This is a genomic window from Pseudomonas sp. NFACC13-1 (assembly GCF_900104425.1).
Lineage (GTDB): Bacteria > Pseudomonadota > Gammaproteobacteria > Pseudomonadales > Pseudomonadaceae > Aquipseudomonas > Aquipseudomonas fluorescens_AA.
Window position 1 is genome coordinate 51,063 of sequence record NZ_FMXV01000003.1, and the last position, 14,716, is coordinate 65,778.

General features: G+C 62.4%; 13 protein-coding genes. 11 read left to right on the forward strand and 2 right to left on the reverse strand.

The genetic code is table 11. The annotated features are described in order from the left end of the window. Positions 1 to 24 precede the first annotated feature (24 nt). Positions 25 to 1,098, reverse strand: a complete 1,074-nt coding sequence (gene rlmM, locus BLQ55_RS04935) for a 23S rRNA (cytidine(2498)-2'-O)-methyltransferase RlmM (RefSeq protein ID WP_092197369.1) — start codon at positions 1,096 to 1,098, stop codon at positions 25 to 27. Positions 1,099 to 1,271: 173 nt separating this feature from the next. Here rlmM and acnA point away from each other — a divergent pair, with 173 nt between their 5' ends. The 3 genes from acnA (at position 1,272) to BLQ55_RS04950 (ending at position 6,877) form a co-directional block, all read left to right on the forward strand. Next, a complete protein-coding gene (acnA, locus tag BLQ55_RS04940; protein WP_092252704.1) occupies positions 1,272 to 4,013 on the forward strand; it encodes an aconitate hydratase AcnA in 2,742 nt (913 codons plus the stop codon). Positions 4,014 to 4,444: 431 nt separating this feature from the next. Continuing rightward, entirely contained in the window at positions 4,445 to 5,233 is a 789-nt protein-coding gene (locus BLQ55_RS04945; protein ID WP_092252706.1) for a CPBP family intramembrane glutamic endopeptidase, read from the forward strand. A gap of 78 nt (positions 5,234 to 5,311) precedes the next feature. Next, entirely contained in the window at positions 5,312 to 6,877 is a 1,566-nt protein-coding gene (locus BLQ55_RS04950; protein ID WP_092252708.1) for a methyl-accepting chemotaxis protein, read from the forward strand. Between the two features lie 153 nt (positions 6,878 to 7,030). On the opposite strand, the gene BLQ55_RS04955 is transcribed toward BLQ55_RS04950, so the two are convergent. Beyond that, entirely contained in the window at positions 7,031 to 7,717 is a 687-nt protein-coding gene (locus BLQ55_RS04955) for an alpha/beta family hydrolase (RefSeq protein ID WP_092252710.1), read from the reverse strand. A gap of 96 nt (positions 7,718 to 7,813) precedes the next feature. On the opposite strand from BLQ55_RS04955, the gene ccoN (BLQ55_RS04960) reads away from it, so the two are divergent. The 8 genes from ccoN (BLQ55_RS04960) (at position 7,814) to ccoP (BLQ55_RS04995) (ending at position 14,716) form a co-directional block, all read left to right on the forward strand. Beyond that, positions 7,814 to 9,238, forward strand: a complete 1,425-nt coding sequence (gene ccoN, locus BLQ55_RS04960; RefSeq protein ID WP_092197379.1) for a cytochrome-c oxidase, cbb3-type subunit I — start codon at positions 7,814 to 7,816, stop codon at positions 9,236 to 9,238. Between the two features lie 10 nt (positions 9,239 to 9,248). Beyond that, positions 9,249 to 9,857, forward strand: coding sequence for a cytochrome-c oxidase, cbb3-type subunit II (gene ccoO, locus BLQ55_RS04965; RefSeq protein WP_053120686.1), 609 nt, complete (start codon positions 9,249 to 9,251; stop codon positions 9,855 to 9,857). Between the two features lie 5 nt (positions 9,858 to 9,862). Further along, on the forward strand, positions 9,863 to 10,063 hold the full coding sequence (locus BLQ55_RS04970) for a cbb3-type cytochrome oxidase subunit 3 (RefSeq protein ID WP_060743060.1): 201 nt from the start codon (positions 9,863 to 9,865) through the stop codon (positions 10,061 to 10,063). After that, complete coding sequence (ccoP, locus tag BLQ55_RS04975; protein WP_092197381.1) at positions 10,060 to 11,013, forward strand: cytochrome-c oxidase, cbb3-type subunit III; 954 nt, start codon at positions 10,060 to 10,062, stop codon at positions 11,011 to 11,013. Before BLQ55_RS04970 ends, ccoP (BLQ55_RS04975) begins: the two co-directional genes overlap by 4 nt. Before the next feature lie 481 nt (positions 11,014 to 11,494). Next, on the forward strand, positions 11,495 to 12,937 hold the full coding sequence (ccoN, locus tag BLQ55_RS04980) for a cytochrome-c oxidase, cbb3-type subunit I (protein ID WP_092197383.1): 1,443 nt from the start codon (positions 11,495 to 11,497) through the stop codon (positions 12,935 to 12,937). Next, positions 12,937 to 13,545: a cytochrome-c oxidase, cbb3-type subunit II gene (gene ccoO / locus BLQ55_RS04985; RefSeq protein WP_092197385.1), complete on the forward strand. Its 609-nt coding sequence runs from the start codon at positions 12,937 to 12,939 to the stop codon at positions 13,543 to 13,545. Before ccoN (BLQ55_RS04980) ends, ccoO (BLQ55_RS04985) begins: the two co-directional genes overlap by 1 nt. A 5-nt stretch (positions 13,546 to 13,550) precedes the next feature. Next, positions 13,551 to 13,736: a CcoQ/FixQ family Cbb3-type cytochrome c oxidase assembly chaperone gene (locus tag BLQ55_RS04990; RefSeq protein ID WP_003183474.1), complete on the forward strand. Its 186-nt coding sequence runs from the start codon at positions 13,551 to 13,553 to the stop codon at positions 13,734 to 13,736. Then, positions 13,733 to 14,716, forward strand: a complete 984-nt coding sequence (ccoP, locus tag BLQ55_RS04995) for a cytochrome-c oxidase, cbb3-type subunit III (protein ID WP_092197387.1) — start codon at positions 13,733 to 13,735, stop codon at positions 14,714 to 14,716. The genes BLQ55_RS04990 and ccoP (BLQ55_RS04995) overlap by 4 nt, the downstream gene beginning before the upstream one ends.

The window sequence follows — 14,716 nt, forward strand, 5'->3', positions numbered from 1 at the left end:
AGGGAACTCCATCAATTCCGAGGGCTAGCGGGACTTCGGCTTTTTCGTGTCCAACCGCCGCAGATGACACGTCACTTCCTCACGGTCGTGGTACAGCTGCTTGCAACCGATCTCGACCTTGATGCCCCGGGCCTTGAAACCTTCGGCGATGCGTTCGAGCAGGCGCTTCACCTCGGCATAACGCTGTTTCATCGGCAGCTTGAGGTTGACCACGGCCTCGCGGCAATGGCCCTCACCAATCCACTCTTCCAGCATCGCCGCGTTGCGCGCGGGCTTTTCGACGATGTCGCAGACCATCCAGTCCACCGGCTGCTTGGGCTTGAACGTGAAACCGTCCGCCATCAGGTGCTGCACCAGGCCGGTGTCCATCAGGCTTTCGGCCATCGGGCCGTTGTCGATGGCCGTCACCAGCATCCCACGGTTGACCAGTTGCCAGGTCCAGCCGCCTGGCGCGGCACCGAGGTCCACGCCGGTCATGTCACTGTGCAAGCGCTCGTCCCATTGGTCCCGAGGGATGAAATGGTGCCAGGCCTCTTCGAGCTTGAGTGTGGAGCGACTCGGCGCTTCCCGGGGGAACTTCAGGCGTGGGATGCCCATGGGCCACATCGCCGAATTATCCGCGTCCGCCAGGCCCAGGAACACTTCGCGGCCACTCTTGAACGTCAGCAGCAGGCGCGGCTTGTGCGGGTCGTCCACCAGCTTGCCGGCCCCGCTCAGCGCTTTGCGCAACGGGCCTTCGAATTTCTTGCAGAAGTTCGACAGCTCCTTGCCGTCGTTGGTGTCGACCACCTCCAGCCACAGGCTGCCGCAGGTCGGGAACGCCGACATGTGGGCCAGGATCACGCTGATACGGTCGGTTTCCGGCAATTCAATGAACGTGCCCCGTGCCCACTGGCGCGGAAAAATCAGCTCGGCAAAACGCTGCCCGCGCATCAGCCGCTCGGCACCGTCCTCTTCGGTACAGACAAATTCGGCACAGGCACTGGCCGGTTTGGCCTTGGCGTAGCCGGCCACGTTGAGCCGGGCCGCGTGTTCGGCGATCTCGGAACAGACTTCGCCTTCGAAGCCTGGCCGGCAGTGCATAAAAAGCGTGTTCATTGAAACTCCGTAGCAAAGCCTGTCACGAAAACCGCCGCATGATAGCGGAGTTCGGAACCGCGAACCTTGCTATAGAGTCCAGTTATTAGTCATACGCTCAAAACAGGGCTAGGTTAAAGGCTCTGTCCGTCCCCCTCCGTCCGTAGCCGTGCGGACTCAAAGGAGTGATTTCAATGCCGTCCCTCGATAGCCTGAAAACCCTTAAAACACTGCAAGTCGACGCCAGGACCTACCACTACTTCAGCCTGCCGGATGCCGCCCGAAGCCTGGGTGACCTGGACAAGCTGCCCATGTCCTTGAAGGTGCTGCTGGAAAACCTGTTGCGCTGGGAAGATGAAAAAACCGTCACCGGCGCCGACCTCAAGGCCCTGGCCGGGTGGCTCAAGGAGCGCCGCTCCGACCGCGAGATTCAATACCGCCCGGCACGGGTGCTGATGCAGGATTTCACCGGCGTCCCCGCCGTGGTCGATCTGGCCGCCATGCGCGCCGCCGTGGAAAAGGCCGGCGGCGATCCCCAGCGGATCAACCCGTTGTCACCGGTGGACCTGGTGATCGACCACTCGGTGATGGTGGACAAGTTCGCCAGCAGCCAGGCGTTCGAGCAGAACGTCGACATCGAAATGCAGCGCAACGGCGAACGCTACGCCTTCCTGCGCTGGGGCCAGAGCGCCTTCGACAACTTCAGCGTGGTGCCACCGGGCACCGGCATCTGCCACCAGGTCAATCTGGAATACCTGGGCCGCACCGTGTGGACCAAAGAAGAAGACGGCCGCACCTACGCCTTCCCCGATACCCTGGTGGGCACCGACTCCCACACCACCATGATCAACGGCCTCGGCGTACTGGGCTGGGGCGTCGGCGGGATCGAGGCGGAAGCGGCCATGCTCGGCCAACCGGTGTCGATGCTGATTCCCGAGGTCATCGGTTTCAAACTCATCGGCAAGCTGCGCGAAGGCATCACCGCCACCGACCTGGTGCTGACCGTCACGCAGATGCTGCGCAAGAAAGGCGTGGTGGGCAAATTCGTCGAGTTCTATGGCGACGGCCTGGCCGACCTGCCCCTGGCCGACCGCGCCACCATCGCCAACATGGCCCCGGAATACGGCGCCACCTGCGGTTTCTTCCCGGTGGACGAGGTGACCCTGGACTACCTGCGCCTGTCCGGGCGTCCGGCCGAAACCGTGAAGCTGGTGGAGGCCTATTGCAAGGCCCAGGGCCTGTGGCGCCTGCCCGGCCAGGAGCCGGTGTTCACCGACACCCTGGAGCTGGACATGGGCAGCGTCGAGGCCAGTCTCGCCGGGCCCAAGCGCCCTCAGGACCGGGTTTCGCTGCCGAATGTCGGCCAGGCTTTCAGCGACTTCCTGGGGTTGCAGGTCAAACCCACCAGCAAAGAAGAAGGCCGCCTGGAAAGTGAAGGCGGCGGTGGCGTCGCGGTGGGCAATGCCGACCAGGTGGGCGAAGCCGAGTACGAATTCGAAGGGCACACCCATCGCCTGAAAAACGGCGCGGTGGTGATTGCCGCCATCACCTCGTGCACCAACACCTCCAACCCCAGCGTCATGATGGCCGCCGGGCTGCTGGCGAAAAAAGCCGTGGAAAAAGGCCTGGTCCGCAAGCCTTGGGTCAAGAGTTCCCTGGCCCCGGGGTCCAAGGTGGTCACCGACTACTATAAGGCCGCCGGCCTGACCGAGTACCTGGATAAACTCGGCTTCGACTTGGTGGGCTATGGTTGCACGACCTGTATCGGCAACTCCGGGCCGTTGCCCGAGCCCATCGAAAAAGCCATCCAGAAAGCCGACCTGACCGTGGCCTCGGTGTTGTCGGGCAACCGCAACTTCGAAGGCCGGGTGCATCCACTGGTGAAAACCAACTGGCTGGCCTCTCCGCCGCTGGTGGTCGCCTATGCCCTGGCCGGCACGGTGCGCATCGACATCAGCAGCGAGCCGCTGGGCAACGACCGGGATGGCAAGCCGGTGTACCTGCGGGACATCTGGCCCAGCAGCCAGGAAGTGGCCGACGCCGTGGCCCAGGTCAACACCAGCATGTTCCATAAGGAATACGCCGCCGTGTTTGCCGGTGACGAGCAATGGCAGGCCATCGAAGTGCCGCAAGCGGCGACTTACGTCTGGCAGGATGACTCGACCTACATCCAGCATCCACCGTTCTTCGACGACATCGGCGGGCCGCCACCGGCCGTCAGGAACGTCGAGGGCGCCCGGGTCCTGGCCCTGCTGGGAGACTCGGTGACCACCGACCACATATCCCCGGCCGGCAACATCAAGGCCGACAGCCCGGCCGGTCGCTACCTGCGCGAACAGGGCGTGGAGCCACGGGATTTCAACTCCTACGGCTCCCGACGCGGCAACCATCAAGTCATGATGCGCGGCACCTTCGCCAATATCCGCATCCGCAACGAAATGCTCGACGGCGAAGAAGGCGGCAACACGATCTACATCCCCAGTGGCGAACGAATGCCGATCTACGATGCCGCCATGCTCTACCAGGCTACGGGCACGCCCCTGGTGGTGATCGCCGGCCAGGAATATGGCACTGGCTCGAGCCGGGACTGGGCGGCCAAGGGCACCAACCTGCTGGGGGTCAAGGCAGTGATCGCCGAAAGCTTCGAGCGCATCCATCGCTCCAACCTGGTGGGGATGGGCGTGCTGCCGTTGCAGTTCAAGCTCGACCAGAACCGCAAGAGCCTGAACCTCACGGGCAAGGAAACCCTGGACATCCTGGGGCTCAATGACGTCGAACTGACGCCGCGCATGAACCTGCCCCTGGTCATCACCCGGGAGGATGGCAGCCAAGAGCGAATCGAAGTGTTGTGTCGGATCGATACCTTGAATGAAGTGGAGTATTTCAAGGCGGGTGGGATCCTGCACTATGTGTTGCGGCAATTGATTGCAAGTTAAGCACGCCCCCTGTGGGAGCCGAGCTTGCTCGCGATAGCGGTGGGTCAGCCTGCATCTGGGCTGAATGTTCCGCCGTCATCGCGAGCAAGCTCGCTCCTACAGTAGATTCTGTCTGTTCACAGACGCAGCGTTCGACTCCGATCCCCTGTGGGAGCGAGCTTGCTCGCGATAGCGATGGATCAGCCAGCATCAGTGTTGGCTGATCTGCCCCTATCGCGAGCAAGCTCGCTCCCACGATCACTTAACAGGCGCTGTTTTTGTATGAGCCCGCCTATAATCCCTCCGGCACTCACGCAACCGCGTCAGCCAACTGCTTGTCCCTCCTGCGCATGAATCTGAATGGACGCAAATGTGCTCTTTACGCGACATAGCGGCGTCGTAGACGCGGCGGCTATGTTCGCCCAAAGCTTCACTGCCTAAAAGGATGTTATATGCCCGCTCTGCCCTGGCCTTACCTGGCCCTTCTTTCCATCGGCTATGGCCTGGCCCTGGCTTACGGCCAACTGGCCTGGACGGCCGGTATTTCCGTCGCGCTGCTGCTATTTGCCGGTTACGCGGTGCGCCAGCGGGAAATGCCATTGGGCCGGTTTCTCGGGCACGTCCTGTTCCTGGTGATGGCCTTGGCCCTGGCGATGCACTGGATGCCAGGTTTCTTCAACGGCCGGGCCATCCCGGCGCAGCGCCTCACCGATGATGCGGCACGCTTCGCCATGTACCTGAACCAGGACAAGCCATTGATCGGCTTCTGGCTGTTGCTGGCCTGCCCCTGGATCGTCGGTCGGCGCTCATTGCACCTGTCGGTCCAGGCCACGGCGCTGGGCCTGGCGCTGAGCGCGGTGCTGGCCCTCGGCGGGGCCATGCTGCTGGGCATGATCCACTGGGCGCCGAAATGGCCGGACCATGCCTGGATGTGGGTACTTAATAATCTTTTATTGGTCACGCTGGTGGAGGAAGCGCTGTTTCGTGGCTACATTCAGGGTGGCTTGAGCCGACGCTTCAAACACCTGCGCCAGGGCGACAACCTGGCGTTGCTCCTGGCTTCGCTGCTGTTCGGCCTTGTGCATGCGGGCGCGGGTTGGCAATGGGTGCTGCTGTCCGGCCTGGCGGGGGTTGGCTACGGTCTCGCTTATCGATTTGGCGGCCTGGGCGCGGCGATTGCCACGCATTTCCTGCTCAACCTGCTTCATTTCGCCCTCTTTACCTACCCGATGCTGGCGTGATAGCGACAGGCAAAAATAACTTCAACTAAAACCTGACGGCGCCGACAACCTTTCAAAGCCTTGCGGATCTACACCACCATGCGTAACAACCAACCCGTCACACAACGCGAAAGGACCTTCCCGGCCCAGCAACGATTGATTTCTACCACCGACGCCAAGGGCGTGATCACCTATTGCAACGACGCGTTCGTTGAAATCAGTGGGTTTTCAAAGGAAGAACTGATTCGTTCGCCGCACAATCTCGTGCGCCATCCCGATGTGCCATCCGCCGTGTTCGCGCACATGTGGGGCACGCTGAAACAAGGCTTGCCATGGATGGGCATCGTCAAGAATCGCTGCAAGAGCGGTGACCATTACTGGGTCAACGCCTATGTCACGCCCGTGTTCGAGGGCAACCAGGTGGTCGGCTACGAGTCGGTGCGGGTCAAACCCTCCGCCGAGCAGATCGCCCGCGCCGAAGCCCTGTATCAGCGCATCAACCAGGGCAAGTCCGCGATTCCGGCCAGCGACAAATGGTTGCCGATGCTGCAGGACTGGCTGCCGTTTATCCTGGTCAGCCAACTCAGTTTCGTCGTCGGCGCCTTCCTGAATTCCCACTGGGGCTTTGCCCTGGCCGCCCTGCTGTCGGTGCCCTTGGGGCTGATGGGCCTGCAATGGCAACAACGCGGGATCAAGCGCCTGCTGCGCCTGGCCGAGCAAACCACCTCCGACCCGCTGATCGCCCGGATGTACACCGACAGCCGCGGCGTCCAGGCTCGCCTGGAAATGTCGATCCTCAGCCAGCAAGCGCGCCTGAAAACCTGCCTGACGCGCCTGCAGGACACCGCCGAGCACCTTAACGACCAGGCCCGCCAGTCCAACACGTTGGCCCATGACAGCTCCAGCGGCCTTGAGCGCCAGCGGGTGGAAACCGAACAGGTCGCCACGGCCGTCAACCAGATGGCGGCAACGACCCAGGAAGTCGCCAGTCACGTGCAGCGCACCGCCGATGCCACCCAGGAAGCCAATCGCCTGACCAGCCGCGGCCGCGACATCGCCGGGGAAACCCGCGAAGCCATCGAGCGGCTGTCGGTGGTGGTCGGCGAGACCGGCAACACCGTGACTCAGCTGGCCAAGGACAGCGACGAGATCGGTGGCGTGGTCGACGTGATCAAAGGCATCGCCGACCAGACCAACCTGCTGGCCCTCAACGCCGCCATTGAAGCGGCCCGTGCCGGTGAGATGGGGCGCGGCTTTGCCGTGGTGGCCGACGAAGTACGCCAACTGGCGCAACGCACCAGCGAATCCACCGGGCAGATCCATGCCCTGATCGCCAAGCTCCAGCAAACCGCCAACAATGCCGTGCAAACCATGGAGGCCGGCCACCGCCAGGCCGAAGAAGGCGTGGCGCGGGTGATGGAAGCGGACCAGGCATTGGTGGGCATCAGCGAAGCGGTGGCCAACATCACCGACATGACCACCCAGATCGCCGCCGCCACCGAGGAGCAAAGCTCGGTGGCCGAGGAGATCAGCCGCAACATCAGCAACATCTCGGAACTGGCCGACCAGACCTCCGGCCAGGCCCACAGCTCGGCGCTGCTGAGCGAAGAGCTGACCCGCACGGCGAATTCGCAGTATTCGTTGGTGGAGCGATTTAACCGCTGACTTCCATTGGCAAACTGAAAACCCGGACAGCGAACGCTTCCGGGTTTTTTATTGCCTGAGCAGACGCCATCGCGAGCAAGCTCGCTCCCACAGTGGATTTGTGGCGTTCACAACCCCTTGCTCGCGATGAGGCCCTGACAATCAAAAAAGCGCTCAATGAAGAAACGCAGCCACCTTGCCCGCCGCCGCCTCCAGATGCTGCTCATGACTGAACCCCGACGCCTTCAGCGGCTTGAGGTCATGATCCCCCGCCACCAACCACGACACCTCAATGCTCGGTGACAAGGTATAGCCCCGCACCGCCTCCCGATTGCCTAACGCATCGCGCTCGCCCTGGACGATCAAGGTCCGGGTCTTCAATGTCGCCAAGTGCTCGACCCGCGGCTTCTCCGGCTTGCCTGCTGCGTAGAACGGATACCCCAGGCACACCAGCGCATCCGCGCTCAGTTCATCAGCCAGCAGACTCGCCATCCGCCCACCCATGGATTTACCGCCGATAGCCAGCCGCCCAGCGACATAAGGCCGCACCGTGGCGTACACCTCACGCCAGCATTCCAGCAACCTGGGAGCTGGATTGGGTGGGCGTTTGCCACCGTCCAGGCGCCGTTGCGCCATGTAGGGAAACTCGAAGCGCAACACGTTGACGCCGTGCGCGGCAAGGCGTGCGGCCATTTCCTCCATGAAGCCGCTGTCCATCGGCGCACCCGCACCATGGGCCAGGATCAGGGTGGGCGAGACGACGCCCACGTCCGTTTGCGCGGCCGTCCATAGCCAACCGTGTTCGGCCACGCACCGCGCCCATTGATCCCCGTCAATACTGGCCTTGTGCTGTTTGTCCATGCTTGCCTCGCTTTTAGTCTGCCTATAACTCCAGGCGAAGAACGCCGCACTGCCTTGCGCAGGCGCTCACTTCGGCTGAACCGTGGATGGGGAACCATGAACACTTCTATCAGTACCGCCTACAACTACAAGGTGGTCCGCCAATTCGCCATTATGACGGTGGTGTGGGGCATCGTCGGCATGGGGCTCGGGGTTTTTCTCGCCGCCCAATTGGTCTGGCCTCAGCTCAATTTCGACTTGCCCTGGACCAGCTTCGGCCGCCTGCGCCCGCTGCACACCAACGCAGTCATCTTCGCTTTTGGGGGCTGCGCCCTGTTCGCCAGCTCGTTTTATTCGGTGCAACGCACCTGCCAGACCCAGCTGTTCGCGCCAAAAATCGCCGCGTTCTGCTTCTGGGGCTGGCAACTGGTGATTCTTTTGGCGGCCATCAGCCTGCCACTGGGCTACACCAGTTCCAAGGAATACGCCGAACTGGAATGGCCGATCGATATTCTGATCACCATCGTCTGGGTGGCCTACGCCATCGTGTTCTTCGGCACCGTGGCCAAGCGCAACACCAAGCACATCTACGTCGGTAACTGGTTCTTCGGCGCGTTCATCCTCACCGTGGCGATCCTGCACATCGTCAACAACCTGGAACTGCCGGTGAGCTTCACCAAATCCTACTCGGTGTACGCCGGGGCCACGGATGCGATGGTGCAATGGTGGTACGGCCACAACGCCGTGGGCTTTTTCCTCACCGCAGGCTTCCTGGGGATGATGTACTACTTCGTGCCCAAGCAGGCCGAGCGCCCGGTGTACTCCTATCGCTTGTCCATCGTGCACTTCTGGGCGTTGATCACCCTGTACATCTGGGCCGGTCCGCACCACCTGCACTACACCGCGCTGCCGGACTGGGCACAGTCCCTGGGCATGGTGATGTCGCTGATCCTGCTGGCACCCAGCTGGGGCGGCATGATCAACGGCATGATGACCCTCTCGGGTGCCTGGCATAAGTTGCGCAGCGACCCGATCCTGCGCTTCTTGGTGGTATCGCTGGCGTTCTATGGCATGTCGACCTTCGAAGGTCCGATGATGGCGATCAAGACCGTCAACGCCCTCTCCCACTACACCGACTGGACCATCGGCCACGTGCATGCCGGTGCGCTCGGCTGGGTGGCGATGATTTCCATCGGTGCGTTGTACCACATGATCCCGAAAGTCTTCGGCCGGCCACAGATGCACAGCATCGGCCTGATCAACGCGCACTTCTGGCTCGCGACCATCGGCACCGTGCTGTACATCGCCTCGATGTGGGTCAACGGCATCGCCCAGGGCCTGATGTGGCGCGCGGTGAACGAAGACGGCACCCTCACCTACTCCTTCGTCGAAACCCTGGTGGCCAGCCACCCAGGCTTCGTCGTGCGGCTGGCGGGTGGGTCGATCTTCCTTCTCGGCATGCTGCTGATGGCCTACAACACCTGGCGCACCGTGCGGGCCTACCAGCCTGCCGAAGCCGCCGCTGCCGCGCAGATGGCCTGAGGAGTCCACCATGAAACACGAAACAATCGAAAAAAACGTCGGCCTGCTGATGCTGCTGATGGTCCTGGCCGTGAGCATTGGTGGCCTGACCCAGATCGTGCCGCTGTTCTTCCAGGACGTGACCAACAAACCGGTGGACGGCATGAAGCCCTACACCGCCCTGCAACTGGAAGGCCGCGACATCTACATCCGTGAAGGCTGCGTCGGCTGCCACTCGCAGATGATCCGTCCGTTCCGCGCCGAGACCGAGCGCTACGGCCACTACTCCGTCGCCGGCGAAAGCGTCTGGGACCACCCATTCCTGTGGGGCTCCAAGCGTACCGGGCCGGACCTGGCACGGGTCGGCGCGCGCTACTCCGATGACTGGCACCGCGCCCACCTGTACAACCCCCGCAACGTCGTGCCCGAGTCGAAAATGCCGGCCTACCCATGGCTGGTAGCCCAGGCGGTGGACAGCAGCCACACCGAAGGCAAGCTGCGCGCCATGCGCACCCTCGGCGTGCCGTACACCGACGACGACATCGCCGGCAGCGTGGCCTCGCTCAAGGGCAAGACCGAAATGGACGCGCTGGTGGCCTACCTGCAAGTGCTCGGCACTGCCATCAAGAGCAAGAGGTGAGCCTGATGTTCTTTGAAATGAGCACTGGAATGATCCGTGGCCTGGGCACCGTCGTGGTGTTCATCGCCTTCATCGGCCTGACCCTGTGGGTATTCAGCAGCAAGCGCGGCCCGGAATTCGCCCAGGCGCGCCTGCTGCCGTTCGCCGACGAACCGCCCGCCGACATCACCCCCCAAGACCCTGCGACAAGGAGTACCCGGCCATGACCACCTTCTGGAGTACGTGGATCTGCGTACTGACCATCGGCAGCCTGATCGGCCTGACCTGGCTGCTGATCGGCACCCGCAAGGGCGAGACCAAGGGCAGCGTCGACCAGACCATGGGCCACAGCTTCGACGGCATCGAGGAGTACGACAACCCGCTGCCGCAGTGGTGGTTCCTGTTGTTCGCCGGCACCCTGGTGTTTTCCGTCGGTTACCTGGTCCTGTATCCGGGCCTGGGCAACTGGAAAGGCATCCTGCCCGGCTACGAGAACGGCTGGACCGGCGCCCATGAATGGGAAAAGGAAATGGCCAAGGCCGACGCCAGGTTCGGGCCGATCTTCGCCAAGTTCGCCGCCATGCCCGTGGAAGAAGTCGCCAAGGACCCGCAGGCACTGAAAATGGGCGGTCGCCTGTTCGCCTCCAACTGCTCGGTCTGCCACGGCTCGGACGCCAAGGGTGCCTTCGGCTTCCCGAACCTGACTGACAGCAACTGGCGCTGGGGTGGCGCCGCCGACACCATCAAGGCGACCATCATGGGCGGCCGCATGGCGGCGATGCCGGCCTGGGGCGAAGTGCTGGGGGACGCCGGGGTCAAGAACGTGGCCGCGTACGTACGCCACGACCTGGCCGGCCTGCCTTTGCCGGCAGACAGCGGTGCCGATCTGCAAGCCGGCCAGCAAGCCTTCAACACCACTTGCGTCGCCTGCCACGGCGCCAACGGCCAAGGGACCGAAGCCATGGGCGCGCCGAACCTGACGCAACCGGCCGGTTTCATCTACGGCACCAGCCTGGCCCAGTTGCAGCAGACCATTCGCCATGGTCGCCAGGGCCACATGCCGGCGCAGAATGAGTTGCTGGGCAATGACAAGGTGCAACTGCTCGCGGCTTACGTCTACAGCCTGTCCCAAGATGCCCGCGCCGAACGCCTGCAAGCGGAACACAAAAGCGACTAAATCCTGACCACACGAACAGCCGCATTCGTCTGGATGCGGCTGTTTCGTGCCCCTGCGCGACGCATTGTCGCACCCTCCCATCGTCTTCCTTTCGGTTCCCCGGAATCGGGTCTAAGCTTGCCTCTGCGTGCGCTGGCGGCTGCCGGTTTCAGGTCGACCCGACCCGATGCGTTCGACAATCGTTCGACAAAAAGGCCGCAAAGGCAGGTGAATACCGGCTGTTGCGACAGTTGCCTGGCATCACCCGAACGCCGTGTTCGAACACACCCCGTTACAACCGACCTGACCCCCTCGCCTCTTTCCTTCGTTGCGACATTTTGCCGAGGGCCAATTTTGTCCCTACTCAGCATATGGAAAGGCCGCAGAATCAGCTTTGGAAAGCATTGACCCAGGTCATGGCGCGTTGCAATGACCCCCCGCTTTCTCCATACTTGCGACCGATTTTTATCCTAATAAAACACCCAAACCGTGGAACCTTAGAATGAGCACAGCAATCAGTCCGACTGCTTATAACTATAAGGTAGTCCGCCAGTTCGCCATCATGACGGTGGTCTGGGGGATCCTTGGCATGGGGCTCGGTGTCTTCATCGCCTCGCAACTGGTCTGGCCGGAGTTGAACTTCGATCTGCCATGGACGACATTTGGACGCCTGCGCCCGCTGCACACCAACCTGGTGATCTTCGCCTTCGGTGGTTGTGCGTTGTTTGCCACTTCTTACTACGTCGTGCAGCGAACCTGCCAAACGCGACTGATCTCCGACAGCCTCGCCGCCTTCACCTTCTGGGGCTGGCAAGCGGTCATCGTCGGTGCGATCGTGACCTTGCCGATGGGTTTCACCACCACCAAGGAATACGCGGAGCTGGAATGGCCCCTGGCTATCCTGCTGGCCATCGTCTGGGTAACCTACGGTTTGGTGTTCTTTGGCACCATCGTCAAGCGCAAGACCAAGCACATCTACGTCGGTAACTGGTTCTACGGTGCCTTCATCGTCGTGACCGCCATGCTGCACATCGTCAACCACGCCTCCCTGCCGGTCAGCTTCTTCAAGTCGTACTCGGCCTATTCGGGCGCGACCGACGCGATGATCCAGTGGTGGTACGGCCACAACGCCGTGGGTTTCTTCCTGACCACCGGCTTTCTGGGGATGATGTACTACTTCGTGCCGAAACAGGCCGAGCGTCCGATCTATTCCTATCGCCTGTCCATCGTCCACTTCTGGGCGCTGATCACCCTGTACATCTGGGCCGGTCCGCACCACCTGCACTACACCGCGCTGCCGGACTGGGCACAGTCCCTGGGCATGGCGATGTCGATCATCCTGCTGGCGCCAAGCTGGGGCGGCATGATCAACGGCATGATGACCCTCTCGGGTGCCTGGCATAAGCTGCGCACCGACCCGATCCTGCGCTTTCTGGTGGTGTCGCTGGCGTTCTACGGCATGTCGACCTTCGAAGGCCCGATGATGGCCATCAAGACCGTCAACTCCCTGAGCCACTACACCGACTGGACCATCGGCCACGTACACGCCGGTGCGCTCGGCTGGGTGGCGATGATTTCCATCGGCGCCATCTACCACATGATCCCGAAACTGTTCGGTCGTGCGCAGATGCACAGCACCGGCCTGATCAACGCGCACTTCTGGCTCGCGACCATCGGCACCGTGCTCTACATCGCCTCGATGTGGGTCAACGGCATCACCCAAGGCCTGATGTGGCGTGCGATCAACGACGACGGCACCCTGACCTACTCGTTCGTCGAAGCGCTGCAAGCCAGCCATCCGGGCTATATCGTCCGGGCCCTGGGTGGTGCGTTCTTCGCCAGCGGCATGCTGCTCATGGCCTACAACGTGTACCGCACCGTTCGTGCCTCTGACCCGGCTGAAGCTGAAGCCGCCGCCAAGATCGCCGTAGTTGGAGCTCACTGATGAAGCACGAAGCAGTAGAGAAGAATATCGGCCTGCTGGCCTTCTTCATGGTCATCGCCGTGAGCATCGGCGGCCTGACCCAGATCGTTCCGCTGTTCTTCCAGGACGTGACCAACAAGCCGGTCGAAGGCATGAAGCCGCGTACCGCCCTTGAACTGGAAGGCCGCGACATCTACATCGCCAACGGCTGTGTGGGCTGCCACTCGCAGATGATCCGTCCGTTCCGTGCCGAGACCGAACGCTACGGCCACTATTCGGTCGCCGGTGAAAGCGTCTGGGACCACCCGTTCCTGTGGGGTTCCAAGCGCACCGGTCCGGACCTGGCCCGCGTTGGCGGCCGCTACTCCGACGACTGGCACCGTGCGCACTTGTATAACCCGCGCAACGTTGTGCCTGAGTCGAAGATGCCGGCCTACCCGTTCCTCGTAGAAAACAAGCTCGACGGCAAAGACACCGCCAAGAAAATGGAAGTCCTGCGGGCCTTGGGCGTGCCTTACACCGACGAAGACATCGCCGGTGCCAGGGATGCCGTCAAGGGCAAGACTGAAATGGACGCGCTGGTGGCCTATCTGCAAGGCCTGGGCACCATCATCAAAAGCAAACGGTGATCTGGATGGATATCGGGATGATTCGTGGCCTGGGCACCGTCGTCGTGATGGTGGCCTTTATCGGCCTGGCCTTGTGGGTGTTCAGCCCCAAGCGCAAGTCGGAGTTTGACGACGCGACCTTGCTGCCGTTCGCGGATGATCCCGAGGCCATCAAGCACGTCGAGCAAGCTTCTAGGAGTAACAAAGAATGACTACGTTCTGGAGTCTGTACGTCACAGTCCTCAGTCTGGGTACGATCTTCGCCCTGACCTGGCTGCTGCTGTCGACCCGCAAGGGCCAGCGCAGCGAAGCCACCGAAGAGACGGTTGGCCACTCCTTCGACGGGATCGAGGAGTACGACAACCCGCTGCCGAAATGGTGGTTCATGTTGTTCGTGGGCACCATCGTGTTCGCCCTCGGTTACCTGGCGCTCTACCCTGGCCTGGGCAACTGGAAAGGCCTGCTGCCAGGCTATAACTACCTGGACAACGAAAAGCAGACCGCCTTCGCCAACGGCCAGACCGGCTGGACAGGCGTTCACGAGTGGGAAAAGGAAATGGCTCGCTCGGACGCCAAGTTCGGTCCGATCTTCGCCAAGTTCGCCTCCATGCCGATCGAAGAAGTCGCCAAGGACCCGCAAGCCCTGAAGATGGGTGGCCGCCTGTTCGCCTCCAACTGCTCGGTCTGCCACGGTTCCGACGCCAAGGGTGCCTATGGCTTCCCTAACCTGACCGACGCCGACTGGCGCTGGGGCGGTGAGCCGGAAACCATCAAGACCACCATCATGGGCGGCCGTCACGCCGTGATGCCGGGCTGGGCTGCCGTGGTGGGCGAACAGGGCGTGGCCGACGTGGCTTCCTACCTGGTGACCAGCCTGCACGGTCGCAAGCTGCCGGAAGGCGCCAAGGCCGACCCGGCCAACGGCCAGAAACTGTTCGCGGCCAATTGCGTGGCCTGCCACGGTCCTGCCGGCAAGGGCACGCCCGCCATGGGCGCACCTGACCTGACGCATCCTGGGGCGTTCATCTACGGTTCGAGCTTCGCCCAACTGCAGCAGACCATCCGCTACGGTCGCCAGGGCCAGATGCCTGCCCAGGCCGACCTGCAAGGCAACGACAAGGTCCACCTGCTGGCCGCCTATGTCTACAGCCTGTCTCACGGCGAAAAGGCACCTGCGGCTGACGCCCAGTAA

Coding starts and splice junctions, on each gene's coding strand:
- ccoO (WP_092197385.1), top strand. CDS start 12,937: ATGAAGCACGAAGCAGTAGAGAAGAATATCGGCCTGCTGGCCTTCTTC.
- ccoN (WP_092197379.1), top strand. CDS start 7,814: ATGAACACTTCTATCAGTACCGCCTACAACTACAAGGTGGTCCGCCAA.
- ccoO (WP_053120686.1), top strand. CDS start 9,249: ATGAAACACGAAACAATCGAAAAAAACGTCGGCCTGCTGATGCTGCTG.
- BLQ55_RS04955 (WP_092252710.1), bottom strand. CDS start 7,717: ATGGACAAACAGCACAAGGCCAGTATTGACGGGGATCAATGGGCGCGG.
- BLQ55_RS04990 (WP_003183474.1), top strand. CDS start 13,551: ATGGATATCGGGATGATTCGTGGCCTGGGCACCGTCGTCGTGATGGTG.
- BLQ55_RS04950 (WP_092252708.1), top strand. CDS start 5,312: ATGCGTAACAACCAACCCGTCACACAACGCGAAAGGACCTTCCCGGCC.
- rlmM (WP_092197369.1), bottom strand. CDS start 1,098: ATGAACACGCTTTTTATGCACTGCCGGCCAGGCTTCGAAGGCGAAGTC.
- ccoP (WP_092197381.1), top strand. CDS start 10,060: ATGACCACCTTCTGGAGTACGTGGATCTGCGTACTGACCATCGGCAGC.
- BLQ55_RS04970 (WP_060743060.1), top strand. CDS start 9,863: ATGTTCTTTGAAATGAGCACTGGAATGATCCGTGGCCTGGGCACCGTC.
- ccoP (WP_092197387.1), top strand. CDS start 13,733: ATGACTACGTTCTGGAGTCTGTACGTCACAGTCCTCAGTCTGGGTACG.
- acnA (WP_092252704.1), top strand. CDS start 1,272: ATGCCGTCCCTCGATAGCCTGAAAACCCTTAAAACACTGCAAGTCGAC.
- ccoN (WP_092197383.1), top strand. CDS start 11,495: ATGAGCACAGCAATCAGTCCGACTGCTTATAACTATAAGGTAGTCCGC.
- BLQ55_RS04945 (WP_092252706.1), top strand. CDS start 4,445: ATGCCCGCTCTGCCCTGGCCTTACCTGGCCCTTCTTTCCATCGGCTAT.